21 protein-coding genes and 1 pseudogene are annotated in these 25431 nt (G+C 64.2%); 7 read left to right on the top strand and 15 right to left on the bottom strand.

The window, feature by feature from the left end; genetic code table 11:
• Window positions 1-32: 32 nt before the first annotated feature.
• The 4 genes and pseudogenes from G6N08_RS08585 to G6N08_RS08570 form a co-directional block, all read right to left on the bottom strand.
• On the bottom strand, window positions 33-656 hold the full coding sequence (locus G6N08_RS08585) for an Rv0804 family intramembrane glutamic endopeptidase (protein WP_163756105.1): 624 nt from the start codon (window positions 654-656) through the stop codon (window positions 33-35).
• Window positions 656-2420: pseudogene (locus G6N08_RS08580) on the bottom strand (alpha/beta hydrolase). The gene G6N08_RS08585 and the pseudogene G6N08_RS08580 overlap by 1 nt, the downstream one beginning before the upstream one ends.
• A gap of 10 nt (window positions 2421-2430) precedes the next feature.
• Window positions 2431-4725, bottom strand: coding sequence for a phosphoribosylformylglycinamidine synthase subunit PurL (gene purL, locus G6N08_RS08575; protein ID WP_163756103.1), 2295 nt, complete (start codon window positions 4723-4725; stop codon window positions 2431-2433).
• A gap of 154 nt (window positions 4726-4879) precedes the next feature.
• On the bottom strand, window positions 4880-6145 hold the full coding sequence (locus G6N08_RS08570; protein ID WP_163756101.1) for a M18 family aminopeptidase: 1266 nt from the start codon (window positions 6143-6145) through the stop codon (window positions 4880-4882).
• Window positions 6146-6194: 49 nt separating this feature from the next.
• On the opposite strand from G6N08_RS08570, the gene G6N08_RS08565 reads away from it, so the two are divergent.
• Window positions 6195-7199 carry a Dyp-type peroxidase gene (locus tag G6N08_RS08565; protein ID WP_371868972.1) on the top strand — a complete coding sequence of 335 codons (1005 nt, stop codon included), beginning with the start codon at window positions 6195-6197 and terminating at the stop codon, window positions 7197-7199.
• Complete coding sequence (locus G6N08_RS08560; protein WP_163756097.1) at window positions 7196-7993, top strand: family 1 encapsulin nanocompartment shell protein; 798 nt, start codon at window positions 7196-7198, stop codon at window positions 7991-7993. Before G6N08_RS08565 ends, G6N08_RS08560 begins: the two co-directional genes overlap by 4 nt.
• A gap of 50 nt (window positions 7994-8043) precedes the next feature.
• Here the strand turns inward: G6N08_RS08560 and purQ are convergent, their stop codons facing one another.
• Genes purQ through G6N08_RS08545 form a run of 3 tightly spaced genes read right to left on the bottom strand, consistent with a single transcriptional unit; the run spans window position 8044 to window position 9666 of the window.
• Window positions 8044-8718, bottom strand: coding sequence for a phosphoribosylformylglycinamidine synthase subunit PurQ (gene purQ, locus G6N08_RS08555; RefSeq protein ID WP_163756095.1), 675 nt, complete (start codon window positions 8716-8718; stop codon window positions 8044-8046).
• Window positions 8715-8954, bottom strand: coding sequence for a phosphoribosylformylglycinamidine synthase subunit PurS (gene purS / locus G6N08_RS08550; protein WP_163756093.1), 240 nt, complete (start codon window positions 8952-8954; stop codon window positions 8715-8717). Before purS ends, purQ begins: the two co-directional genes overlap by 4 nt.
• A 52-nt stretch (window positions 8955-9006) precedes the next feature.
• Window positions 9007-9666, bottom strand: a complete 660-nt coding sequence (locus G6N08_RS08545; RefSeq protein ID WP_163756091.1) for an ATPase — start codon at window positions 9664-9666, stop codon at window positions 9007-9009.
• Between the two features lie 44 nt (window positions 9667-9710).
• On the opposite strand from G6N08_RS08545, the gene G6N08_RS08540 reads away from it, so the two are divergent.
• Window positions 9711-10349 carry an MBL fold metallo-hydrolase gene (locus tag G6N08_RS08540; RefSeq protein ID WP_163756089.1) on the top strand — a complete coding sequence of 213 codons (639 nt, stop codon included), beginning with the start codon at window positions 9711-9713 and terminating at the stop codon, window positions 10347-10349.
• Window positions 10350-10407: 58 nt separating this feature from the next.
• Here the strand turns inward: G6N08_RS08540 and G6N08_RS08535 are convergent, their stop codons facing one another.
• Window positions 10408-12063: an FAD-binding dehydrogenase gene (locus G6N08_RS08535; protein WP_163756087.1), complete on the bottom strand. Its 1656-nt coding sequence runs from the start codon at window positions 12061-12063 to the stop codon at window positions 10408-10410.
• 27 nt (window positions 12064-12090) lie between these two features.
• The gene (locus G6N08_RS08530; protein ID WP_163756085.1) at window positions 12091-12795 is read right to left on the bottom strand and encodes a DUF2334 domain-containing protein; all 705 of its coding nucleotides are present in this window, start codon (window positions 12793-12795) and stop codon (window positions 12091-12093) included.
• Between the two features lie 139 nt (window positions 12796-12934).
• Here G6N08_RS08530 and G6N08_RS08525 point away from each other — a divergent pair, with 139 nt between their 5' ends.
• Both G6N08_RS08525 and G6N08_RS08520 read left to right on the top strand, forming a co-directional pair.
• Window positions 12935-14599, top strand: coding sequence for a DHA2 family efflux MFS transporter permease subunit (locus G6N08_RS08525; RefSeq protein WP_371868971.1), 1665 nt, complete (start codon window positions 12935-12937; stop codon window positions 14597-14599).
• A gap of 91 nt (window positions 14600-14690) precedes the next feature.
• On the top strand, window positions 14691-16268 hold the full coding sequence (locus tag G6N08_RS08520) for a DHA2 family efflux MFS transporter permease subunit (protein WP_163756862.1): 1578 nt from the start codon (window positions 14691-14693) through the stop codon (window positions 16266-16268).
• Window positions 16269-16338: 70 nt separating this feature from the next.
• On the opposite strand, the gene G6N08_RS08515 is transcribed toward G6N08_RS08520, so the two are convergent.
• Together G6N08_RS08515 and G6N08_RS08510 are read right to left on the bottom strand one after the other, a co-directional pair.
• Entirely contained in the window at window positions 16339-18483 is a 2145-nt protein-coding gene (locus tag G6N08_RS08515; protein ID WP_163756081.1) for a S9 family peptidase, read from the bottom strand.
• A complete protein-coding gene (locus G6N08_RS08510) occupies window positions 18480-19373 on the bottom strand; it encodes a phosphoribosylaminoimidazolesuccinocarboxamide synthase (protein ID WP_163756079.1) in 894 nt (297 codons plus the stop codon). The genes G6N08_RS08515 and G6N08_RS08510 overlap by 4 nt, the downstream gene beginning before the upstream one ends.
• Before the next feature lie 41 nt (window positions 19374-19414).
• Here G6N08_RS08510 and G6N08_RS08505 point away from each other — a divergent pair, with 41 nt between their 5' ends.
• The gene (locus G6N08_RS08505; RefSeq protein ID WP_163756077.1) at window positions 19415-20035 is read left to right on the top strand and encodes a hypothetical protein; all 621 of its coding nucleotides are present in this window, start codon (window positions 19415-19417) and stop codon (window positions 20033-20035) included.
• A 284-nt stretch (window positions 20036-20319) separates the two neighbouring features.
• On the opposite strand, the gene G6N08_RS08500 is transcribed toward G6N08_RS08505, so the two are convergent.
• From G6N08_RS08500 to purB, 3 genes are read right to left on the bottom strand one after another with little or no spacing between them, the layout of a single operon-like run.
• Window positions 20320-21318, bottom strand: coding sequence for a tellurite resistance/C4-dicarboxylate transporter family protein (locus G6N08_RS08500; protein ID WP_163756075.1), 999 nt, complete (start codon window positions 21316-21318; stop codon window positions 20320-20322).
• Window positions 21315-22562 carry a cytochrome P450 gene (locus G6N08_RS08495; protein ID WP_163756073.1) on the bottom strand — a complete coding sequence of 416 codons (1248 nt, stop codon included), beginning with the start codon at window positions 22560-22562 and terminating at the stop codon, window positions 21315-21317. Before G6N08_RS08495 ends, G6N08_RS08500 begins: the two co-directional genes overlap by 4 nt.
• Before the next feature lie 4 nt (window positions 22563-22566).
• Entirely contained in the window at window positions 22567-23994 is a 1428-nt protein-coding gene (purB, locus tag G6N08_RS08490; RefSeq protein ID WP_163756071.1) for an adenylosuccinate lyase, read from the bottom strand.
• A 40-nt stretch (window positions 23995-24034) separates the two neighbouring features.
• Here purB and G6N08_RS08485 point away from each other — a divergent pair, with 40 nt between their 5' ends.
• On the top strand, window positions 24035-24838 hold the full coding sequence (locus G6N08_RS08485; protein WP_163756069.1) for a DUF429 domain-containing protein: 804 nt from the start codon (window positions 24035-24037) through the stop codon (window positions 24836-24838).
• Here the strand turns inward: G6N08_RS08485 and G6N08_RS08480 are convergent.
• Entirely contained in the window at window positions 24792-25412 is a 621-nt protein-coding gene (locus G6N08_RS08480; protein WP_163756067.1) for a TetR/AcrR family transcriptional regulator, read from the bottom strand. The two genes, G6N08_RS08485 and G6N08_RS08480, sit on opposite strands and share 47 nt — an antisense overlap.
• Window positions 25413-25431 lie beyond the last annotated feature (19 nt).

Below are 25431 nucleotides of genomic sequence, written 5' to 3'. Positions count from 1 at the left end.
TGAGGTTGCGCAGTTGGCGGCGCCCAAGGCGCCTATCGATGCCGGATAGTCAGCACGGCGGCCGCCGCAGTCTCGTTGAGCACCAGATGCGCCAGCATCGGCGCCGCTATGCTCCCGGACCGCTCGGCAAACCAACCGAGCACCCAGCCCGCAATGCCGGTAGCCAGCACCGTAGCCGCCACCGGCTCCCCGTGCGCACGGGCGTCGATGACGTGAGAGAGCCCGAAAGCCCCGGCCTGCAGTATCCGTCCCCCGGTCGGGCCGAAGGCCGCCATCCCGACGCTGCTCAGCGCACCGCGAAACGCCGCTTCTTCGGCCCACACCGTGCCCCAGGGTATCTGCCACCCCAGCCAGACCGGTGCTGACGTGAACGGTTCGCGCGCGGACATCGCCAGCCGCACCCGGCGCACCGATGTCATCACCCCAACCGCAACCCCTGCCAGTACCGCGGCCGCTGAACCCAGCCGCAACCCTGCCCACAGCTTCGGCGGTGTCAGGCCCAGCGACGTGCGGGTGACCAGCACCAGAAGCCCGCCCAGCCCGGCCTGCATCGGTACCCGCCACCGCATCGGCAGGTATGGGCTCACAAAGCTCCAGCCGATCAGCACCGATGCCAGCGACAGCGCCGCGATCCTCCGACATGTGTTCTCGTGCATCACTTCTCGTACCCGTCGGATCCTGCTGACTGCTTAAGCGCAATACGGATCCGTTCCGTGTCGACGACAGTCCAGCCGTCCGGCGGCACCAGCGCAGCCCAGCCGTCCACGATGGTGTTGGCGTAGTCGTGACCATGCCCGGCAGGCACGCCCTCGGCGTTCGTCAGGTCAGCACTGACCTGCCAGAACGTCACCACCGGATACCAGCGCATGGACGCGCTGCGGTCCCGGCCCGGCGGTTCCGCAAGCCAGGCCGGCCGGTGGAACAACAGCTCGGGCGACCACCACACGACCGGGTCGGAGGGGTGCTGCAGGAAGAGCACCCGCGTCCCCTGCCACGGTCGCGCTGTGATCCGCGCGATATCCCCGGGGTCGATCGCCTCGGAGAACCGCACTGTGCTCCCACTGTCATAACGGGGCTGCACTTCCGGCGTGCCCGGGTCACGATGCATAACCAGCGCATGCCATAACGGGCTGGCCTGCGGAGGTCCCACCCACAGCACCGCGTCGAAACCCATCTTGCTGATATCGGGAAGGAACCGGAACGCGGCCTGCCCGGCCATCGAACCCAGGCTTTCGCCGTAGAGCACCAATTTCGGCCGGTGATCGGCTGGCAGCTGCTGCCAACGGTCGTGAATTGCGTCGATCATCAGCCGGCCGGCGTCCATCGACTTCTGCCGGTCAGCCAGAAAGGAGACCCAGCTAGGCAGGTACGAATACTGCAGACCGGCGATCGCGGTGTCGCCGTTATACATCATCTCCAACGACCGTGCCGCTACCGGATCGATCCAGCCTGTGCCAGTGGTCGGGATAACGACGAGCAGCTTTCGGTCGAACGCCCGAGTTCGCTCGAGCTCTCCGACCAGCAGCCGGACCCGGCTGTGGTCGTTGGCGGCGCTCTGCAAACCGGCGTATACCCGGATGGGCTCTTTAGCGGGCCGGCCGTTGATTCTGGTCAGCTCAGCGGCGTGCGGTCCGGTGGCGACAAAGTTGCGGCCCTGAAAACCTAGTGTCTCCCACCCGGCCAATGATGCTGGGCTGCCGGACTTTTCGGGCAACAGCGGTTGATGAAGGCCCCCGCGTGTACTGGCGTTCCGCGGCTCGGCAATCGCGCTCGCCACGGCGAAGAAGCCGCGGACGAGAACGCCGTTGATCAGCGTCACCAGTAGCCCCACCACGATCGCGGCGCCGATGAACAAGGCTACTTCGTCGTGGACATGCCAGTGCCGGATCAACGTCCGGGCAAGCAGCATGACAGCGTCGATCAGCACCCGGGCGGTGCCGACCAGCAGGCCAGCAACTCCCACCGCGACGAGCAGTGTGCGCATATAACCGAGTGTCGCCGGACCCGGAATACCCATCAGGGCCGAGACCTGCCGTTGCCAGGAAGCGGCCGGGATGAGCATCAGCACACATACCGCCGCCGAAAGGCCCACCACCGTGGCCTTCATTGCCCACAGCACCGGCGCAGGAGGCGGCCACCAGCTGGCCGCGTGGAGCACGACACGCTGCACTATCTTGTCGATCACCACGCCCAGGGCGTAGCCGAAAGCGGCGTTGATACCGCCAATCAGGCCCTGGAACAGCCAGTCGCGGGGCAGCAGCGACGGCGTGAGCGACAAGCAAAAAAAACACTGCGCCGCACGCCACGCCGACGAATCTCAGCCGCAGCAGATGCCACGCCCATACCAGCAGCGGATGCCTGCCGCGCGGCGACGTTCCCGCAACCGACGCGCCGGCAACGTCGTGCACACCCGTGCTCATGCCCGGCTGCTCATCCGAAAAGCCCGGGCAGCACCCGGTAAGACGTGCTGCGCAGCTCGGCGAGAGTGACCGAGAAAAGACCCTGAACCTCCAGTGTGTCCGAGTCCTTATCGACGACCCCGATGCGGGTTGCCGGCAGCCCACGCGTGTCGCACAACGACCGGAATTTGTTCTCACCGTCGCGCGGCAGCGCCACCAGTATCCGGCCCGCTGACTCGGAAAACAACATCACAAAGGGGTCGTAGCCCTCGGGAAACACGATCCGGCAACCGGTTTCACCGGCTAGTGCTGCTTCGACGATAGCCTGGGCAAGGCCGCCTTCAGACAGATCATGTGCGCCTGAGACCAGCCCGTCACGCGACGCCGCAGACAGCACCTCGGCCAGGACTCTTTCACGGGCCAGATCGACCGCCGGCGGCAGCCCGCCGAGATGATCCGCGGTGACCTGGGCCCACACTGAGCCGTCCAACTCATCGCGGGTGTCACCCAACAGCATCAGCACCTCACCCGGCTTGCTACCCAGCGCCGGGGGGATGCGCCGGTTGACGTCGTCGATGACGCCGAGCACCCCGACCACCGGGGTAGGCAGAATTGGCGTCGAGCCGGTTTGGTTGTAGAAGCTCACGTTGCCACCGGTCACCGGAATGCCCAGCACCGCGCAGCCGTCCGCAAGGCCACGCACCGCCTGAGCGAACTGCCACATCACCTCGGGATCTTCGGGCGAACCGAAGTTGAGGCAGTTGGTCACTGCGACCGGCGTGGCACCGGTGGTGGCGACGTTGCGGTATGCCTCGGCAAGCGCCAGCTGAGCACCGGTGTAGGGATCCAGCAGCGTATACCGTCCGGAACCATCGGTGGACACGGCGATACCCCGGCCGCTGCACTCGTCGACGCGCAGCATGCCGGCGTCGGCGTGCTCGGCGAGCACGGTATTGCCGCGCACATAGCGGTCGTACTGTTCGACGATAAACCTACGGCTGCACAGATGCGAACTACCAAGCAACGCAAGTAAAGTTGAGCGTAGCTCCTCACCCGTGGCCGGCCGGTGCAGCGTTCTCGAAGTATTAGCGTTCAGCTCGTCTTGCGAAGCGGGTCGGGCGATCGGGCGGTGGTATACGGGACCTTCATGTGCCACCGTCCGCGGCGGGACATCGACAACCGTTTCACCGTGCCAGGTGATGCGCAACCGGTCACCGTCGGCGACCTCGCCGATCACAGTGGCCGGCACCTCCCATTTGCGGCACACCGCCAAGAAAGCGTCCACGTTCTGCGGCGCAACCACCGCGCACATCCGCTCCTGCGACTCGCTGCACAGCACCTCGGCAGGCGTCATGTTGTTGGTCCGCAGCGGCACAGCATCCAGTCGCACTGTCATGCCACCGTCGCCGGCCGACGCTAACTCCGATGTGGCGCAAGCTAACCCCGCACCACCCAGATCTTGGATGCCGATCACCAAGCCAGCCGCGTACAGCTCGAGGCAGCACTCGATGAGAACCTTCTCCATAAACGGGTCGCCGACTTGAACCGACGGAAGCTTCTTGCGGCCGGGCCCCGACTCGTCACCTCCGAAGGTGTCCGACGCCAGCACCGACACCCCGCCGATACCGTCTAGCCCCGTCCGTGCCCCAAACAGGATGACCTTGTTGCCGGCGCCCGAAGCGAATGCCAGGTGCAAGTCCTCCCGGCGCAGCACTCCGACGCATAACACATTGACCAGCGGATTGCCGGCATAGCAGGGATCGAAAACGGTTTCTCCGCCAATGTTAGGCAAGCCCAGTGAATTTCCGTAGCCGCTTATACCACGCACCACGCCGTCGACAACCCGTCGGGTATCGGGAGCGTCGGCCGGCCCGAAGCGGAGCTGGTCCATCACGGCGACCGGTCGGGCGCCCATTGCCATGATGTCGCGGACGATCCCGCCGACACCGGTGGCCGCCCCCTGGTATGGCTCGACATAGGAGGGATGGTTGTGTGACTCCACTTTGAACGTGGCCGCCCAGCCGTCCCCGATGTCGACCACGCCGGCGTTTTGGCCGATACCGGCCAGCATGCCGGCGCGCATCTCGTCAGTGGTGGTCTCGGCGAAATAGCGCAGGTAAATTTTCGACGATTTGTACGAGCAGTGTTCGCTCCACATCACCGAGTACATTGCCAGCTCAGCGTCAGTGGGCCGGCGGCCCAGGATCTCTCGAATCCGCTGGTATTCGTCGGCTTTGAGCCCTAGTTCACGAAACGGCTGGGGCTCGTCAGGGGTAGCGGCGGCGCGCTCAACGGTATCGACCGCGTGAGTGAGCCCAGATGTCACCCCGACAGTCTAAATTCCATGTTTTCGGGCTTTTGAGCAGACTTTTGAGCAGATAGTTGTGCCCAGCTGGCCGATGGGCGGCCTGGCGAGGGTGCGGGCGGGGACGCTCGATTGCAGACCGTGGCTGCAGGCTGGGTGGCCGCAGGAAGGTTTCTTACTCGGGCGACAGGAATGCTTGCAGCGCCAGGGTGTACGCCGCCACGTCACGGGCACCCATCAGTTCGCGCGCGGAGTGCATCGCCAGTTGGGGGGCGCCCACATCGACAGTGGGAATCCCGGTGCGCGCTGCTGTCAGCGGGCCGATCGTCGAACCGCACGGCAGGTCGGCGCGATGCTCGTAGCGCTGCAGCGGCACTCCGGCCTGCCGGCAGGCTTGCACAAATGCCGCGGCCGTCGGGCCATCGGTGGCATAACGCAGGTTGGGGTGCACCTTTAGCACCGGGCCCGCGTTGACGGCGATCGGATGATTGGGCTCATGGCGGTCGGGGTAATTGGGGTGGGTAGCGTGCGCCATATCCGCCGAGGCCACCATGGAGCCAGGGAGTCGGCGCAGTAGGTCTTCCCGCCCTCCTCCGGCTGCCAGCACAATACGTTCCAGCACGGTCAGCAGCAGCTCAGATTGGGCGCCGTGATCGGACGTAGACCCAACCTCCTCGTGGTCGAACAGCGCCAGCACCGGCAGATAGCCCCGCGGTTCGGCGGCCAGGAAGGCCTCTAACCCCGCATAGCAACTGACCTGGTTGTCCAGCCGCGGGGCGCTGACGAAATCGTCGTCCACCCCGCACAGCCTCGACGGAGCCACCTCGTGAGCCATCAAATCCGCGCTCAGCAGGTCGCCGGCTTCCACACCGGCCCGCTCGGCGACATAGTCGACAAATGAGCGAGGGGAGCCGCCGGCCGCCCACACCGCATTGATGTGCCGCTGCGGATCCAGGGCGACCGACCTGCGGTCCTCGGCCAGGTGAATGGCCAGCTGCGGGATCCGCAGGATCGGATCATCGATACGGACTAACCGGTGGGTGATATGGCCGTCCTCGCGCACCGACACCAGGCCGCTGATACCGAGATCGCGATCTAGCCACGAGTTGAGCCATGCACCCCCGTAGGGCTGCAGCGCCACCACCTGCCATCCCGCGATCTGCCGGTCGGGATTTTGCTTGAGGCGCAGGTTGGGGCTGTCGGTATGGGCGCCGATAACGCGAAACGGCCTGGGATCGTCCGCGCAATCACCGCCACTGTCCCAGGCCACCAGCGAACCCGCACGCACCGTGAAAAATCTTCCAGCCTGCGGCCATGCGTCGATTTCGGCCAACTCGGTGTACCCGGCGGTCCGCAATCTCTGCGCAACCGTGGCGCAGACATGAAACGGTGACGGAGACGCGTCGATGAACTCACAGAGGCCTGCCGCCGTGGCCGTCATGCACCTATGTTTATCACCACGCGTCAGGGGGGACGTTAGGGTCGTGACTATGTCCGCCGTTTTGCCGCAACCCGTTTTGGCGCCGCTAACGCCTGCCGCGATCTTCCTGGTGGCCATCATCGAGCGCGGCAGCGAAAAGACCGTGCATGACGCACTGCCCCAGCTTTCCGGGCTGGTGCGCGCGATCGGTTTCCGCGATCCGGGGAAAAACTTGTCGGTGGTCACCTCGATCGGCTCCGACGCCTGGGACCGCCTCTTTGCCGGTCCGCGGCCTGCGGCGCTGCACCCATTCGTAGAGCTGCAAGGCCCGCGGCACACCGCGCCGGCCACGCCCGGTGATCTGTTGTTCCACATCCGGGCCGAGACCATGGATGTCTGCTTCGAGCTGGCCAACCGGATCCTCAAGGCCATGGGCGGCGCCGTGACCGTCGTCGACGAAGTGCACGGCTTCCGGTTTTTCGACAACCGGGATCTGCTCGGCTTTGTCGATGGCACCGAAAATCCGCAGGGACCGCTGGCCGCCACAGCCACCCAGGTCGGCGACGAGGACCCAGAATTCGCGGGCTGCAGCTATGTGCACGTGCAAAAGTACGTGCACGACATGGCGGCGTGGGAATCGCTGTCGGTCACCGAACAAGAGCGAGTGATCGGACGGACCAAGCTGGAAGACATCGAGCTGGACGACAAACCGGGAAACGCGCATATCGCCCTCAACGTCATCACCGACGACGACGGCACCGAACTGAAGATCGTGCGGCACAACATGCCATTCGGCGAGGTCGGCAGGGGCGAGTTCGGCACCTATTTCATCGGTTATTCGCGCACACCTGAAGTCACCGAAAAGATGCTGCGCCACATGTTCTTGGGCAACCCACCTGGCAACACCGACCGCATTTTGGAGTTCTCCACCGCCGTCACTGGCGGCTTGTTCTTCTCGCCCACCGTCGGCTTCCTCGATGATCCGCCGCCGCTGCCTGGGTCGCACCCGGCGGCGACAGTTGACCTCGCCGACGGCTCGTTAACGATCGGCAGTCTGAAAGGAATCTCTCGATGAACAATCTCTACCGCGAGCTCGCGCCGATCACTGAAGCTGCATGGGCTGAAATCGAATTGGAGGCGTCACGGACATTCAAACGCCATATCGCCGGACGGCGCGTCGTTGACGTCAGCGGTCCCAGTGGGCCGACGACGGCAGCGGTCAGCACCGGCCGGCTGATTGACGTAGCCGCGCCAACCGACGGCGTGGTCGCCCACCTGCGGTCGAGTAAACCCCTTGTGCAGTTGCGCGTTCCGTTTACGCTCTCACGTTCGGAGATCGATGACGTGGAACGTGGATCGCGTGACTCCAACTGGGATCCCATTAAGGTGGCTGCGAAGAAGCTGGCATTCGTGGAAGATCGGACCATCTTCGAAGGCTACGCCGCCGCGTCGATCGAGGGCATTCGAAGCGCCAGTTCGAACCCTCCGCTGAAACTGCCCAAAGACGCCCGTGACTTCCCTGATGTGATCGCACAGGCGCTTTCCGGCCTGCGACTGGCCGGTGTGGACGGCCCGTATTCAGTGCTGCTGTCGGCGAACGCCTACACCAAGGTCAGCGAAACCACCGAGCAAGGCTACCCGATTCGCGAGCACATCCACCGACTGATCGACGGCGATATCATCTGGGCGCCCGCTATCGATGGTGCTTTCGTATTGACCACTCGCGGAGGCGATTTCGATCTTCAACTAGGGACCGACGTGGCGATCGGTTACCTCGCTCATGACGCTAACACGGTACAGCTATACCTGCAGGAGACGCTGACCTTCTTGTGCTACACAGCTGAGGCCTCGGTGGCGTTGAGCTCATGACAGTGCCGGCTGGAGCGAGACCACCGTCAGCGAGGCACACACAGGTCAAATCAGGCTTCAAGAACCGAATTCAGCACCGAGCAGAATACGCCGAGCCCGTCTTCAGAGGGTCCGGTGAGGGCTTCGATGGCATGCTCGGGATGTGGCATCAGCCCGACCACGCGCCCATTGGGGGAACTGATCCCGGCGATGTCGCGGAGCGAGCCGTTCGGGTTGTCGAGGTAGCGGAACACCACTCGCCCCTCGCCTTCGAGTTCGTCGAGCATCCTTTCAGAAGCCACGTAGCGTCCCTCGCCGGATTTCAAGGGGACCACGATGTCGGCGTTCGGCTCGAAAACCGATGTCCACGCTGTCGCGGTCGACGTCACACGAAGCCGCACATCCCGGCAGATGAAATGCAGACCCGCATTGCGGGTGAGAGCACCAGGCAGCAGCCCGGCCTCGCAGAGAATCTGGAAGCCGTTGCAAATCCCCAGCACCGGCATACCCTTGCTGGCAGCATCGATGACTCCGGCCATGACTGGAGCGAACCTGGCGATCGCGCCCGCGCGCAGATAATCCCCGTAGGAGAATCCGCCGGGAACCACGACCGCGTCGACACCCTTGAGGTCTGAGTCGGCGTGCCAGAGGCTGACGACTTCGGCGCCCACGAACCGCGCCGCCCGCGCGGCATCGACGTCATCGAGTGTCCCGGGAAAGGTGATGACCCCGACCCGGGCCGTCACTGCGGTTCCCGGCTTATCGTCCAGTCCTCGATAACCGTGTTCGCCAGCAGCGACTCTGCGATCTCAGCGAGCTCGGAATCATCGACACTGTCATCCACTTCAAGCTCAAATCGCTTGCCCTGCCGTACATCTGAGATTCCCGTATGCCCCAGGCGTCCCAGCGCACCGACAATCGCCTGGCCCTGCGGGTCGAGAATCTCCGCCTTGGGCATCACATTGACAACCACCCGGGCCACCAGCATTCCTCCTCAGGCGTGTATGGCGCCAACTCTACCGACGACCCCGATCTCACGGGCACGAGGCAATGTAGGCGGTGCATAACGGGGCGGTCATCGCGTCCAGTATTTGGGTGTCGGCCGTCAGTGGCCACGGCACCTGCGGCGGGTCCGACGACCACAACGCGAGTTCGCTGACGGTACTGCTCGCGGGATGGGCGAGAAGATAGGTGTGCAGAACGACCGGTCCGCCGACCACTGCGACCAGCCGGTCGGTTTGCTCGAGCGTGATCGGCGGCGATGTGCCCGGCTGGCAGGCCTGCAGCGCGGCCGCGGCATTGCGAAACACCGACGCCGCGGCCTGGCCGCCGCGTGCTGTATCACCGCGCCAGTGCAGCACCTGAGCCTGCAACTGCCACTGACCATCCGGATTGGCGACGGCGGCCCGTGCCGCCACGGCGTACTGGCGGGGATCCTGCGGCGGCGTCGGTGTGGCGCACAATTCCTCGAACCGAAAGCGGGGCGTCGTCCCGGTAACCGCGACCGCCGCCGCGGCCAGCGCAGGCCAGCGGTACACCGCGTTGAGCGGCACGTCGCGTGCGGGAATCCACGCGCTGCCGGGAATCCGGTCACACACGGCCGGGCAGGTTTCCGGGTCAGCATGCACGGCCATCGCGGCCACCGGAGCCACCGCCCCACCCACGACTAGCATGGTCGCCAGCACTGCCCGCATCCGCACTTCCCCTTGAGCGCATACTTGAGCGCACAATCGTAGACATGCAGCTGACGCATTTCGGCCATTCCTGCTTACTCGCCGAGTTCGACCACGCGACTCTGCTGTTCGACCCGGGAAATTTCTCGCACGGGTTCGAGGGCATCAGCGGGCTGTCCGCCATCTTGATCACCCACCAGCACCCTGATCACGTCGACCAGTCACGGCTGCCCGCGCTGCTCGAGGCCAACCCGCAGGCCGAGCTGTACGCCGACCCGCAAACCGCCGCGCAGCTGGGTGAGCCATGTCAGGCCGTGCACGTCGGCGATGAGCTGCGGGTCGGTCAATTGCGCATCAGGGCAGTCGGTGGCCGACACGCGGTAATCCACCCGGAAATCCCTGTGATCGATAACATCTCGTATCTGGTGGGTGACGACAGCCACGCCGCACGGCTGATGCATCCCGGCGATGCCCTCTTCGTGCCTGAGGAGCCGGTGGATGTGCTGGCTACTCCGGCGGCTGCGCCGTGGATGAAGATCTCCGAAGCCGTCGACTATCTGCGGGCCGTCGCGCCCTCGCGAGCGGTGCCCATCCACCAGGGCATCATCTCCCCCGCAGCTCGGGGCATCTACTACAGCCGGCTCAGCGAAATGACCAGTACCGACTTCCAGGTGTTGCCCGAGGAAAGCGCGGTCACATTCTGACCGTGGTCTCCGCGCGAGCAGCCGCATACTCTGCTCACGTCGGCCGGGCGGTATCTGACTAGGCGATATCGCCGGCCGCGCCGCGGCCGGCGGCCCGGCCGGAGAAGATGCAGCCACCGAGGAAAGTGCCCTCCAAAGCCCGGTAGCCATGGACACCGCCGCCACCGAATCCGGCCGCTTCCCCGGCGGCGTACAGGCCGTCCAGTGGGGTGCCGTCAGCCTTGAGCACCCGCGAATCGAGGTCGGTTTCCAGTCCTCCTAACGTCTTTCGGGTCAGAATGTGCAGCTTGACCGCGATCATCGGCCCGGCCTTCGGGTCGGTCAGCCGGTGCGGCGCCGCCACCCGGCCTAACCGGTCACCCAGGTAGCGGCGAGCGGCGCGGATCGCGATGATCTGGCTGTCTTTGCTGAACGGGTTGGCCAGCTCACGATCGCGAGCGGTGACTTCGGCTTCCACCCTTGCGTAATCCAACGGGACTACATCGGGCAGTTGGTTCATGGCAGAGACCAAGTCCCGCAATGAGTTCGCGGTGACAAAGTCAATGCCCCGGTCGATGAATGCCTGCACCGGTCCCGGCGGGCCGTGCCGGGCCCGGGAGCGCAGCAGTTCGGGCACGCTCCGTCCGGTCAAGTCCGGGTTCTGCTCCTGGCCGGACAGCGCGAATTCCTTCTCGATAATCTTGGCGTTCAGCACAAACCAGGTGTAGTCGTAACCTGATTTGGTGATGTACTCCAGTGTGCCGAGCGTGTCGAAGCCCGGATAAAGCGGGGCCGGCAATCGCTTGCCTTCAGCGTCCAGCCACAGTGCGGACGGGCCTGGAATGATCCGGATGCCGTGACGTGGCCAAATCGGGTCGTAGTTGGTGATCCCTTCCGTGTAATGCCACATCCGATCGCGGTTGATCACCCGCGCGCCGGCCTTCTCGGCGATGCCGATCATCCGGCCGTCGACATGGGCGGGCACTCCACTCAGCAGCTGCTCAGGAACCCGCCCCATCCGCTGCGGCCAGTTTTGCCGCACTAGTTCATGATTACCACCGATGCCGCCGCTGGTAATGATCACCGCCGGAGCACGAAATTCGAATTGCCCTAATCCTTTTCGTGATGAAGGTACACCGCGTGGTTCGGCTGAGGGCTCTAACACCGTTCCCCGCACCCCGGTGACCGCGCCACCCTCGACGATCAGCTCGTCCACTTGGTGCCGGTACGCGAACCGCACCCTTGGCTGGCCCTGAAGTCGGCGTGCGAAAATCTCAACCAGAGCCGGCCCGGTGCCCCAGGTGATGTGGAAACGAGGCACCGAATTGCCGTGCCCGCGTGCATCGTAGCCGCCACGCTCGGCCCAGCCCACCAGCGGGAAGATCCGCAGGCCCCGGGCACGCAGCCAACTCCGTTTTTCACCCGCTGCGAAATCGACATAGGCATGCGCCCATTGTTGCGGCCAGTAATCCTCGGGTCGGTCGAACCCGGCCGTGCCCAGCCAATCTTGCAGAGCGAGTTCGTGGCTGTCGCGAATGCCTAAACGGCGTTGTTCGGGGCTGTCGACGAAGAAAAGTCCACCGAATGACCAGAACGCCTGTCCACCCAGATTGGCGCTATTCTCCTGATCCAGGATCAATACCCGAAATCCGCGGTCCACTACCTCGCAGGCGGCCACCAAACCGGCCAGCCCAGCACCGACGACGATGACGTCAGCAGCTGCGGAATCGCTCATGCCACTCCAGCGTAGTGAACCCGGCGATCAGGCCGCGTCGAGAACCTCGCTCTCGGACCCCCAACGGTACACGGTCGCCGCACAGCCATGCATCGAGGCCAGATCCACCGCGTCGAGCATCGCCTGCAGCGGCCCGGACTTGCGCAAGTGGTGGGCGGCAACTGCCACTCGCACAAGGCCGCCACGACGTGCGATACGCTCCGCGGAGAGCACCAGCATCCGGCACCACCACGGCTCGGAGAGGAAACCTTCACCGATTCCCAGTACCCGGGCCCGGGTGGTGGTGTGCCGGACCAAGTCGGTGATCCCGTAAAGACCGATCAACAGCCGGAATCCATGGCGTGGCAGCATCGTGACGGTTCCAGGTGACACCAGCCAGCCTGGCGCCGCGAACAGCCGGGTGCGCAGCCCGAGGTGCTCGAGCACCCGGTCGGCGGCCATCAGCCGCAGATTCGCCTCGTGTGCGGGCAGCGTCGCGAATTCGCCGCGAAGCTTTTTGGCGGCCGCTTCGTCGTAGCCGTGCAACACAATCGCGTCGCCGCGGGTGCGCCGATTCGTCAGCCACTCGACGGTGCGCGAGTCCCGCTCCAGCCGGTAGCCGCCGTTGAGCCGGGGCGCCACCAGTAATGACACCGGGACGTTCCGTGCATCCATCTGCGCACAAAACGCGTCGATGTCGGCCAGGGTGCGGTCGCCGATCCCCGAGACCGAGACGATCAATTTCCCAGACACACCCGCAGTGTGCCCACGTCAGATGACAAGAATGTGACGAACACGCAGACAGCAAGCGTCGATCCCGTCCGTACCCCTGATGCGATATTCACTTCCGGCCAACCACCTCAGTCTGTGTCAGAGCCGGTACGCTAGTGGCGTGGTGGAGCGTGTCATCAATCCGCGGCCACGGAAAACCCAGATACCTCACAAGGACGCCGATCATGTCGGCGTGTCCACAGCGCCTGACCGGCAGCTGGTCACCCGGGATGGGGATTACCCGGACAAGCTTGACGCTCGTCTGTTATGGATCAGCGGGGTGTGCGTCCTTGCTCGCCTCATGGTCATCTTGGATATCACCGTCGTCGCCGTAGCTCAGCGCACGTTCATTGCCCAGTTTGGGTCCAGCCAGGCCGTCGTGGCCTGGACGATCACCGGCTACACCATGGCACTGGCCACCGTGATCCCGCTGGCCGGATGGGCGGCCGACCGCTTTGGCACCAAGCGGCTGTTTATGGGCTCGGTGCTTTTTTTCACCCTAGGCTCACTGTTGTGCGCGATGGCACCGAACATCACGTTGCTGATCGGATTTAGGATCCTTGAAGGTCTCGGCGGCGGCATGCTGCTGCCGCTGAAATACACCATCATGACCCAGGCAGCAGGCCCCAACCGGTTGGGGCGGTTGATGGCCGTGGCCGGGGTTCCCACTTTGCTCAGCCCGATCTGCGATCCGGTCGTCGGTGGTTGGCTAATCGAAGCCTTCGGCTGGCAATGGATCTTTCTGGTCAACGTGCCGATTGGCGTGACCGCGTTCCTGCTGGCCGGCGTCATTTTCCCGAAAGACCGCACCAAACCCTCCGAAGCCTTCGACGTTGTCGGAATGCTGCTGTTGTCTCCAGGTTTGGCCGCATTCCTCTACGGGGTGTCATCGATACCCGGCCGTGCCACGGTGGCCGATATCCATATCTGGCCACCCGTGGGCATCGGCGTGCTGCTGATTGCCGGATTCGTGCTCCACACCCGCTACCGAGCGGCGCACCCGCTGATCGACCTGCGGCTGTTTAAAGACCATGCGGTTGCGCTGGCCAACGCGGCACTGTTGCTCTCCGAGACTGCCTATCTCGGCGCTACGTTGCTCTTCCCGAGTTGCTTTCAGCAGTTGCTGCATCAGACGCCGCTACAGTCGGGGCTGCACCTCATCCCCAAGGGCATCGGCGCCATGCTCACGATCCCGACCGCCGGATACATTATGGACCGATATGGCCCGGCCAAAGTCGTGCCGATCGGCGTGACGCTGACCGCGCTCGGGATGGGCACTTTCGCGTACGGGGTTTGGAACGGCATGGACTACTCACCCACGCTACTGGCAGGCCTGATGATCATGGGTATGGGCATGGGCTGTACCTTGATGCCATTATGGGCTGCGGCGTTGCGCCCGCTGCGCCCGCATCAGGTGGCCCGCGGTTCCACACTGCTCAGCGTCAATCACCAAGTCGCGGCCTCGGTGGGTACCGCGCTCATGTCGGCAATCCTGACCAGCCAGTTCGCTCGCAGTGGAAACATCATCGCTGCGAATAAACTCGCGGCTCTTCGGCAGACCGCGGCCAGCCACGGGGCGTCGCTGGACCCGTCGGCGATACCGCGGCGCGCCCTTCTGCCGGACTTCACCAGCGCCGTGCAACACGATCTATCACATGCTTACGGCCTGGTTTTCGCGGTCGCAGTGGTCATGATCACACTGATGTACCTACCCGTAGCGTTGCTCGCCAGAAATTCACTACAACCGAAAACCTCACCCGGAACGCACACGAACGTAGTTACTTAACTTCGTTAGGCTGGTGGGCGTGGTGCATCGCCCCGTCAATCCGCAGCCGCGGCAACCGCCGACCCCGAAACCGTCTCCGAACGGGTCATCCCTGCCGGCCTTTCCCGCCCGGAAGTTGACGGTGGGCGAACGAATCTATCCAGACAAACTCGACGCCGGGCTGCTGCGGGTCGCGGGAGTGTGCGTGCTGGCTGTGGTGATGACGATTTTGGACACCACGGTGGTCGGTGTCGCCCAACGCACCTTCATCACCGTATTTGAGTCCAGCCAAGCCGTTGTCGCCTGGACAATGGCGGGCTACACGCTCGCGCTGGCCACGGTGATTCCCCTGGCGGGTTGGGCTGCCGACCGGTTTGGCACCAAGCGGCTGTTCATGAGTTCCGTGCTCGCTTTCACAGTGGGTTCGTTGCTCTGCGCTACTGCACCAAATATTTTGGTGCTCATCGTTTTTCGAGTAGTACAGGGCCTTGGAGGAGGCATGCTGATGCCTCTTACCATCACCATCTTGACGCGCGAGGCGGGGCCGAAGCGGATCGGGCGGCTCATGGCCGTACTCGGCATTCCGATGCTGCTCGCACCGATCGCGGGGCCGATCTTGGGTGGCTGGCTGATCGACGCCTACGGTTGGCAGTGGATTTTCCGTATCAACCTCCCGATCGGCATGGTGGCATTCATCCTTGCGGCCATCGTGTTTCCAAAAGATCGCGCAACCCCTTCGGAGACCTTCGACGTCGCCGGTTTACTGCTGCTCTCGCCTGGCCTGGCGGCATTTCTTTACGGCATTTCATCCATTCCGGCACGCGGTCTTGTCATCGACCCTCACGTGTGGATACCGGCGAGCATCGGTCTGATACTTATCGGAAGCTTCGTGTTGCACGCTTTGCGCACGAGCAATCCCCTGATCGACCTGCGGCTGTTCAAGAATCGGGAGGTCACGGCCGCAAACTTGACGATGTTACTTTCCGGGGCAGCTTTTTTCGGTGCCGCGCTGCTCATCCCAAGCTGCTTGCAGCAACTGCTGCACCAGACACCATTGCAGTCAGGGGTGCACATGATGCCGGAGCGTATCGGTGCCATGCTGACAATGCCGATTGCCGGAGTTCTGCTGGACAGGCGCGGCCCGGATAAGGTTGTGCTCACCGGCATCACACTGATCGGTGCGGGCATGGCCACCTTCGCTTATGGTGTCGCAGCACAGGTGGGCTACCTGCCGGTTCTACTCGCGGGGCTGGTGCTCATGGGCATGGGCTTAGGTTGCACAACAATGCCGCTGACAGCCGCGGCTGTGCAGTCTTTGGCTCCGCATCAGATCGCCCGCGGTTCAGCACTGATCAACGTCAACCTGCAAGTGGCAGCGTCGATCAGCACGGCGTTGATGTCGGTGATCTTGACCAGTCAGTTTGATCACAGCAAAAACATTGCAGCTGCGCGCAAAGCCGGCATCCTGCAACCGGGACGCCGTGATCTGATACCTGACCCGGCGTTAATGCCGCGTAGCACAGCTGTTTCCGACTTCATGAGCAACGTCCTGCGCGATCTTTCACACGCCTACACCGCCGTCTTCGTGGCAGCGGTTGTCCTGGCGGTGTTGGCGTTAATCCCCGCGATGTTTCTGCCCAAAAAACCTGTCGCCCCGGGCCCGGGCCAAGTCGCGGTCGTTGCACCCTGATGTAGCCGATCGTGACTGCCGTGCACACCGCGGGGATGCTGCTGCCCCGCCCAAGTCGATGAGCACGAGGTTACCCCTCCGCGCGGCCATAGAAGTCGTCTTCCTGGGCGCCGCCGTAGTGCTCGCGATCGGCAGCAGCTAACAACCACGCATACTGGAAAGCGATCTCTTTCCATCGTTCGTAGCGGCCACTGATCCCGCCGTGGCCGGCGGCCATCTGAGTCTTCAGCAGCACAGGATTTCCATCGGTCTTGTGGTGTCGCAACGCTGCAATCCATTTCGCAGGCTCAACGTAATAAACCCTGGTGTCGTGCAGCGACGTCATCGCCAGAATCGGGGGATACTTTTTAGCCGTGACGTTCTCATACGGCGAATAGGACTTCACATACCAGTAGACGTCACTGTCACTTAAGGGGTTTCCCCATTCTTCCCACTCGGTGATGGTCAGCGGAAGCGAGGGATCCAAGAGCGTGGTCAGCGGATCGACGAACGGCACCTGAGCCAGAATGCCGGCGAAGAGGTCCGGCACCATGTTGGCGACCGCGCCCACCAGTAGTCCGCCCGCACTACCGCCCATTGCCACTAAATTCTGCGGACGGGTCAACCCTGACTCGACCAGATAGGTCGCCACCGCGACGAAGTCGCTGAAGGTGTTTTTCTTCTTTAACAGCTTCCCGTGCTCGTACCACAGCCGGCCCATTTCACCGCCGCCGCGGACATGGGCTATGACGAATACCATGCCGCGATCCAACAACGACAGCCGCGAGATCGAGAACCTGGGATCCTCGCAGATCTCATAAGCTCCGTAGCCGTAAAGTATTGCTGGAGAAGGAAATTCGATATCAGATCGATACACGATAGACACCGGTATCCGGGCGCCGTCTGTGCCGCGGACCCAATCCCGGCGCTCGGTGTAGTCCTCGGGCCGATACTCGCCGAGCACCGGTTGCTCGCGCAACAGCGTGCGCTCACCGCTGACCAGGTCGACATCGTAGATGCGCGTGGGGGTGAGGAAAGACCCGGTGGCGATACGAAGCTTCGGTGAATTCCAGCTTGGGTTAGGCCCTAGCCCGGCAGACATCAGCTCGGACTCGAACGAGAGCTCCTCGGCCACGCCGTAGCCACCATCAGGTCCGATGGGCCACAACTGGATCCGCGGCAACGCCGCACGCCGATAGCTGACCACCAGATGGCCGGCGAACGCGTCCACGCCGTCCAGCCGGACATCATCGCGGTGCGGAATCAGTGTCCGCTGCTCGGCAGGATTGCTCACCGGGGCCTCCGCCAGCGTGAAGTTCACCGCACCGTCGTTGTGCAAAATCAAAAATCGGTCCTCACCGCCGATGACCGCGTGCTCCACGAAGTACTCGACACCATCGCGGCGGGGCAGCACAGTGGTAAAAGGTGCGCGCGGGTCAGAGGCCTTCGCATAACGCACTTCGGAGGTGATCGCCGAGGCCGAGACGATCACCACATAGGCATCGCTGCGGGTGCGGCCCACCGCCAGCCAGAACCGCTCATCACGCTCGTGATAGACCTGCTCGGCCGGCTCCCCCGAACCGAGTCGGTACCGCCACACCGTGTCGGGCCGCCAGGCAGCGTCGAGGGTCGTGTAATACACGGTGCGGTTATCGGTGGCCCACGTGACTCCTGCGCCGATGCCAGCGATCTCATCAGGGTATTGATGTCCGGTGCGTAAGTCTTTGAACCGCAATGTATACCGTTCATTGCCAACGACGTCTACGGAGTATGCGAGCACATTGCCGTCTGGACTGACACTGGCGGCGCCCAGCGCGAAGAAGTCGTGACCGTCGGCTTCGATGTTTTCATCAAGCAGCACCTGTTCACCCGGGATCTCAGTGTGCTCATCGAACAACGGAGGGTGCCAGTCGCTTGGCTGTGCTACCGGGCAGCGACATTGGACGCCGTATTGTTTTCCCTCGAAGGTGCGAACGTAGTACCACCACTCCCCGCGACGGGTCGGCACCGACAGGTCGGTTTCCTTGGTGCGAGCCTTGATCTCATCGAAAATTTGCTGCCGCAGCGGCTCAAGGTGGGCTGTCATCCGGTCGGCGTAGTCGTTTTCCGCCTGCAGGTGGGCGATGACTTCGGGGTCAGACTTGTTGCGAAGCCATTCATATGGGTCCACGAAGACGTCGCCGTGGAACACGCGGCGACTGTCCAGCCGCTTGGCAACCGGCGGTGTCGCGCTCATGCGCCCGGGCCGATCCAGTCTTCGAAGCTCTGGCCGGAAATCTTCTCATAGGCTTCGATATACCGACTGCGCGTCGCCTCGATTATGTGATCCGGAAGCGGAGGCGGTGGCTGTGCGCCGGTGCGGTTCCAGCCAGACTCGGGGCTGGTGAGCCAGTTGCGCACGAATTGTTTGTCGAAGCTGGTCTGCACCACACCCGGCTGATACTCATTGGCCGGCCAATACCGCGACGAGTCCGGCGTGAAGATCTCGTCGGCCAGTACCAGATTGCCATCGGCGTCCACCCCGAATTCGAACTTGGTGTCGGCGATGATGATCCCCTTCGTCAAGGCGTGGTGGGCGCCCTGGACATAAGTCTGAAGCGTAAGGTCGCGCAGCTGGTTGGCGCGCACCGCGCCCACCATCTCTATCACCCGTGCCAACGGAATGTTCTCATCATGCTGTCCGAGTTCAGCTTTCGTCGCCGGAGTGAATAACGGTGTTGGAAATCTGCTGGCTTCTACCAGGCCAGCAGGGAGCGGAATACCGCATATCTCGCCGGTCCGCTGGTAGTCCAGCAGTCCTGAGCCAGTCAGATATCCGCGGGCGACACATTCCACGGGAAGCATCTGGAGCTTTCGCACTACCAGCGCCCGCCCGAGCACCTCGTCAGGGATACGGGGATCATCCGGCGGTCCCGCCACATGGTTGGGGGCCTCGACGAGGTGGAAGAAAAACACGCTCATCGCGGTCAGAATGCGGCCCTTGTCCGGGATGGTGCTGGCGAGCACATAGTCGAAAGCTGAGATTCGGTCGGTTGCCACAAGCAGCAGGTGCTCGTTGTCGATGCGGTACAGTTCGCGGACCTTGCCGCTGGCCACGTGCTGATAGTCGGATAACGCGGGACGCACCGCGTCAGCCTATCCGGCACCGCTGTGTTGGGATCAGGGCCATGAACGTTCGGTTCTTGCCTTATGCCAGCACCCCACGTCGGCTCATCGCGCAGCTGATCGCCGACATCGCCGTACTCGGGTGGGTTTCCGGCTGGGTGCTTATCGGCGTGGCTATCAACACCATGGTCTCGAGCGTCGCCGGCGTGGGACGACAGGTCGACACGGGCGCGCATGGCCTCGCCGACAACCTCGAGTCGGCCGGCCACAGCGCCCGGCACATCCCGCTCGTCGGTGCCGCCGTCAGCAAGCCCCTGACCGCGGCCAGCCAGGCTGCGCTGGACGTCGCCGGTGCCGGGCACAACCTGGACACCACCGCGAGCTGGTTGGCTGCGTTGCTGGCAATGGCGGTCGCGGCGCCGCCGGTACTTGCGGTGATAGCGCCGTGGCTGGTTCTGCGGCTACGGTTCGTCCGGCGCAAATGGACCGTGACCAGCGTGGCCGCGACGCCAGCCGGCGACCAGCTGCTCGCACTGCGAGCGTTGGCTAATCGGCCGGTTCGCCAGCTGACCGAAGTTACTTCCGATCCCGTTGGCGCATGGCGCCGCGAGGATCTCAGCATCATCCGCCGGCTGGCCGCCTTGGAGCTGCGGTCGGCGGGCGCTCGGTGGGACTCGGTGTGAGGCGCCAAATAGCCGTTCCCCATCTGTGTCACCAGGCACACCCGCAACGCGATAGTGGGTATGACATGCCGCCGAGAACGATGGCACATGCGATATCACAGGGTTCATCCCTACCCGACGCGAGTTTCTGCTCGGCGTGCGTGCTCACAGAACGCCACGAGGCGCTCTGGAGCGTCATGGCAGTGTGATATCCAATACGATATCGAGTTGGCGGGGGTACTCATCGCTCATCTAGCGACGCAAGAGGCGACTGTGTCGAATGATGCCTCAGCGAATTTCTGCGCTCATGTCCTCGAGCGGGCCGCCACGCACCACAACCGCTGCAGTCCGGCAGCAGCCACGATCAGCCACAACGCCAGCCCATCCCAGAAGAACACCAGCGACACCGTCTGCAGTGACCGCACGCCGAGCTCGACAGACATGGCGTAGGTCGCCGCAGAGTACATGCCGAGCGGGAACACCATCGCCCACCACACACCGGCAAACTGCAGCACCGCAGGCCGCCGGCTGATGCGCCGCAGGCCGAAGTAGACGAGCAGCGGTATCCATAGCGTGGCCGCCAGCCAGGTCACCTGGGTGACCGCGCGAATGCCCCCGGCCAGCCAGCCGCGGGCCAGTTGGTGAAGGTAATCACCGGCCAGGGTCACGATGGCCAGCGCACCCATCAGGATCCAGCTATCCGGTTCGAATCCGTCGCGATCCTGTCGCTCTGCTAACGCGCGCCACAGGATCAGCCACGTCATCAGCCCATACAGCCCAATCGCCGCCACCCAGAGCGGCACCGCGGCCACCAGCCACCAGCGGCGTCCGGAGTGCTCTGCGAGCAGCATCACCATGATCACCAACCCCGATGTGCCGACGCTGGCCAGTTCCCATGCACCATGCACATGATCGCGCAGCACCGGCCACGGGCGAGCCGATATGTTCCGCACGGTGAGCACGCCCAACCACAGCCAAGACGCCAGCGCTGATGCGCCGAGGATGCCAGCGGCCATCGGATGGGAGGCCACCCGACTGCTCAGCACCGCACACGCGGCGACGAACGTAAAAAGCCGCAGCGTCACGTCAGGATCTTCTAGATCCCAAGGGGCGACCCGGCGTCTGACGGCGGCAGCGGCCACTGGGGCAAGCAGAACCGAAAAAGCGAACACCGCCAGAACATCGAGTGTTTCGCTGATCCTTGCGTACTGGTGGTTGCGGGCGGCGATCGATAAGATTCCGGTCGCCATCACCGCGGCGAACGCATCGGGTGTCGGCTCGATGGCGCTGAGCCGCATGGTCACGGCCGATCACGCAATTCCACGATCAGATGTCGGATGCCGGTATGCCGGTTACTGCGGGTCCAGTCGACGGGCGCCACGACCCGGACGTCCTCGAAACGCGACAGCAGTTCCCCGAAGAGCACCCGCAGTTCCAGCCGCGCTAGATTGGCGCCCAGGCAGTAATGCACCCCTTGACCGAAACCTAGGTGTGGATTGGGCTTTCGGAGAACGTCGAATTCGTCGGGATGGTCGAAGACATCGGCATCGCGGTTCGCCGAACCCTCCCACACCAGCACCTTCTGGCCAGCCTCGATCGGCTGACCGCCCAAGCTGACCGCGCGGGTGGCGGTGCGCCGCTTGGACGGCGACGGCGACGTCCATCGCACGATCTCCTCGATCGCTGTGGGCAGCACGCTGAAATCACCCCGCAACCGGCGCCACTGCTCAGGGTGTTCCGCCAGGGCCAAGAGGCCGCCGGCAATCGCATTGCGGGTGGTCTCAGCGCCGGCGCTGAACAGCAGATGGAAGAACAGATACAACTCGGCGTCGGAGAGTGACGGCGCGTCGGGATCGTCGATGGTGGCGTTGGCAACCGTAGAGAGCATGTCGTCGGCTGGTTCTGCCCGCTTGCGGGCGATCAGCTCCAACCCGTAGGCGTATATTCGCGACCCGGCGTCCTCGACATTTAGCGTCGGCATCGACGCCGTTCGGGAGGCACCGAAATCAAACCCCGGCTCCACAGCCTGGAACAACCAGTGCCGATCCGCCTCGGGGACGCCGAGCAGAATACAGATCATCTGCATGGGAAGTTCGGCGGCGATGTCGACCACGAAGTCAAATGCGACGCCTGATCGGACCCCGTCGAGCAGCCGACGGGCCCGTGCACGCAGATCGTCTTCGACGCGGCGGATCATCCTCGGGGTCAGGCCGGAGCTCACCAACCGCCGAATCTTGGTGTGCCTCGGGTCGTCCATCATGTTGAGCACCTGACCCGCGATGGGCAGATCCTGCAGCACCGTGCCGCCGAAGGGCCGCTTACCACCGGTCACCGACGAGAATGTCAGCGGATCACGCAGCACCGCAAGGGTTTCGGCGTAGGTGGCCACCGACCAGAAACCTTCCGCGTCGGGGGTGTGCTCGGTGGGCGCATGCCAAAACACCGGGGCGACGCGGCGGTGCAGGGCGAACAACTCATGCGGGAACCCGTTGGCGAAGTTGTTCAGATCGGTGAAATCGATCCCGGAAAGGACGGCAGGGGCGCTCATGGCCCTACAGGATCGCACCCGGGGTGTATTTCGCCGCTTCCGGGTAGCGCCCGACTAGCGCATCTACCGCTGCGACCACCTGATCGACCTGATCCCCGGCGGCCCCCGTGAACGCCTGCCTGTCGGTCAGCACGGCGTCCAGCGCCGCCCGGTCCAGCGGCAGCCGCGCGTCGGCGGCCAGCCGCTCCACCAGGTCCGGTTCGCCGCCTTTTTCCCGCATCGCAAGCGCCGCTGCTATCGCGTGTTCACGTATCACCTCGTGCGCGGCTTCTCGGCCCATCCCAGCGCGCACCGCCGCGATTAAGACCTTCGTCGTGGCCAGGAACGGCAGATAGCGATCCAGCTCGCGGTCGATCACCGCCGGGTAAGCGCCGAACTCGTCGAGCACGGTCAAAAACGTCTCGATCTGGCCGTCGACGGCGAAGAAGCTGTCCGGCAACGCCACTCGGCGTACCACCGAACATGACACGTCACCTTCGTTCCACTGGGCACCGGCCAGCTCGGCCAGCATCGCGGCATAGCCGCGCAATACCACCTGCAGTCCGTTGACCCGTTCGCAGCTGCGGGTGTTCATCTTGTGCGGCATGGCCGAGGAGCCGACCTGTCCCGGCGCGAAACCCTCGGTGACCAGCTCATGGCCGGCCATCAGCCGGATGGTGTGCGCCAACGACGACGGTCCAGCGCCCAGCTGGACCAGCGCAGACACCACGTCGTAGTCCAGCGAGCGCGGGTAGACTTGGCCGACACTAGTCAAAACCTTTGTGAAACCAAGGAATTCGGCAACACGCTGCTCAAGGCGTGCCAGTTTGGTCGCGTCTCCGCCGAACAGGTCAAGCATGTCCTGGGCGGTGCCCACCGGACCCTTGATACCGCGCAGCGGGTAGCGGTCGATCAACTCACGCAGCCGGTTCAGCGCGATCAGCATCTCCTGTGCCGTCGAGGCGAACCGCTTGCCCAGTGTGGTGGCCTGAGCGGCGACATTGTGGCTGCGCCCGGCCATCACCACATCGCGGTAGGCGACCGCCCGCTCGGCCAGCCGGGCCAGCACCGCCACCGCGTGCCCGAACACCAGCTCCAGCGACCGGTGGATCTGCATCTGCTCAACGTTCTCGGTGAGGTCACGACTGGTCAGGCCTTTGTGGATCTGCTCGTGGCCGGCCAGTGCGTTGAATTCCTCGATGCGGGCCTTGACATCGTGGCGCAACGCCCGCTCCCGCGCGGCGATCGAATCCAGGTTGACATCTTCGAGCACGCGTTCGTAGTCGGCGATGACGCTCGGGGCATCCGGAGCAATGGGGACACCCAATTCCGCCTGTGCGCGCAGCACCGCCAGCCACAGCCGCCGCTCCGCGATCACCTTGGCCCGGGGTGACCAGATGGCCACCATCGCCGCGCTGGCATAACGGTCGGCCAGCACGTTGGGAATGCTCACAACGACACAGCTTACGGTTGTGATGCCGCAAGCTAGATGAATGTACTTCGTCGGCGTGGATCTCGCCTGGGGCGAGCGCAATCCGAGCGGTATCGCAGTACTCGACGCTCGAGGACGCCTGAAGCGCGTCGGCAGCGCACGCGACGATGCGGCGGTGGTGGCGGCCATAGGGCCCTATGTACAAGGTGATTGTCTGGTAGCCATCGATGCGCCGCTGGTGGTGACCAACCGGTCCGGCCCGCGACCGGCTGAGATCGCGCTAAATCGCGACTTCCGGAGGTTTGAGGCCGGTGCGCATCCCACCAACACGGCACGGCCCGAGTTTGCAGCAGGTCCCCGCGGCGGCCGGCTGGCCGCTGCGCTCGATCTCGACATAGATCCGCGATCATCAGCCCGGCGCCGCGCGATCGAGGTTTACCCGCACCCAGCGGCCGTCGCGCTGTTTCGCCTGGAACACACGCTGAAGTACAAGGCCAAGACGGGCCGCAGCTTCGAACAGCTCAAGTCCGAGCTGCTGCGGCTGATGGACGAGATCGAGAGGCTCGCGACGGCAGCCGTGCCGCTGCGGGTGACCGAGGACTGGGACGTCTTGCGCCGACAGGCCGAAACCGCCCGGCGCAAAAGCGATCTGCGCCGCGTGGAGGATCCGGTCGATGCTGTGCTCTGCGCATATGTGGCCTTGTACGCGCAGCGCCGCCCGGCCAGCGTCAGCACCTACGGGGACCTCGCCAGCGGCTACATCGTGACACCCGCGCTTCCACCGGATTTGGTGGCTCCCGCGAAGCTACCCCGGCGAGTCACACACGCGCCGTTCCCTGGTCGACGGGTGCCAGCACGTCGATGATGTCCACCAGGGTCGCCTGCGCGGCGGCACGCGGATCCCGCCAATCGTCGACCAGCGCAGAAACCACCGCACCGTCGACTGCGCAGACCAATGCGGAGACCAGTTCGATCTGGGCGAACCGCCCGGACCGCTCAATCGCCTCGGCGGCAGCTGCGGCACGCTGACGCAGATTTCGCCGTTGAATCTCGCGTAGCGCAGGCAGTCGCGCGCAGGCAATATAACGCTCGTAACGCGAGAGCAACTGCTCGGTGAGGTGTGACCCGGATCTGTCGCCGACGAGCAGGTCGACGAGCACTTCAGCAGTTGTCTCGGGCCCGCGGCGGCGCCGCGACAGGCTTGCGACCCGGGCCCGCAGCTGGGCGACCTCCAACATCCCGATATGCTCGACCGCCCCTGCGATGAGGTCATCGAGCGAGGAGAAATAGTAGGTGGTCGATGCGAGCGGCAGACCCGCCCGGCGAGCAACTGCCCGGTGACGCACCGCCGTCAACCCGCCCTCGCACAGCAGCTCAGCGGCAGCACTCACCAGCGCGTACCGCCGACGTTCTCCCTTGGGGGTAACTGCTGCCGTCACTCTTAGTCATGCTGCCAGC

The sequence above is a fragment of the Mycobacterium botniense genome (assembly GCF_010723305.1).
GTDB lineage: Bacteria > Actinomycetota > Actinomycetes > Mycobacteriales > Mycobacteriaceae > Mycobacterium > Mycobacterium botniense.
Note: the sequence above shows the minus strand (reverse complement) of the source record. Positions and strands in the feature narration are given on the sequence as shown.

Bases quoted from the DNA above. Each gene is read 5' to 3' on its own strand.
- G6N08_RS08585 (WP_163756105.1), bottom strand. From the start codon at position 656: ATGCACGAGAACACATGTCGGAGGATCGCGGCGCTGTCGCTGGCATCG.
- G6N08_RS08570 (WP_163756101.1), bottom strand. From the start codon at position 6,145: ATGACGGCCACGGCGGCAGGCCTCTGTGAGTTCATCGACGCGTCTCCG.
- G6N08_RS08565 (WP_371868972.1), top strand. From the start codon at position 6,195: ATGTCCGCCGTTTTGCCGCAACCCGTTTTGGCGCCGCTAACGCCTGCC.
- G6N08_RS08560 (WP_163756097.1), top strand. From the start codon at position 7,196: ATGAACAATCTCTACCGCGAGCTCGCGCCGATCACTGAAGCTGCATGG.
- G6N08_RS08545 (WP_163756091.1), bottom strand. From the start codon at position 9,666: ATGCGGGCAGTGCTGGCGACCATGCTAGTCGTGGGTGGGGCGGTGGCT.
- G6N08_RS08540 (WP_163756089.1), top strand. From the start codon at position 9,711: ATGCAGCTGACGCATTTCGGCCATTCCTGCTTACTCGCCGAGTTCGAC.
- G6N08_RS08535 (WP_163756087.1), bottom strand. From the start codon at position 12,063: ATGAGCGATTCCGCAGCTGCTGACGTCATCGTCGTCGGTGCTGGGCTG.
- G6N08_RS08515 (WP_163756081.1), bottom strand. From the start codon at position 18,483: ATGAGCGCGACACCGCCGGTTGCCAAGCGGCTGGACAGTCGCCGCGTG.
- G6N08_RS08505 (WP_163756077.1), top strand. From the start codon at position 19,415: ATGAACGTTCGGTTCTTGCCTTATGCCAGCACCCCACGTCGGCTCATC.
- G6N08_RS08495 (WP_163756073.1), bottom strand. From the start codon at position 22,562: ATGAGCGCCCCTGCCGTCCTTTCCGGGATCGATTTCACCGATCTGAAC.
- G6N08_RS08485 (WP_163756069.1), top strand. From the start codon at position 24,035: ATGTACTTCGTCGGCGTGGATCTCGCCTGGGGCGAGCGCAATCCGAGC.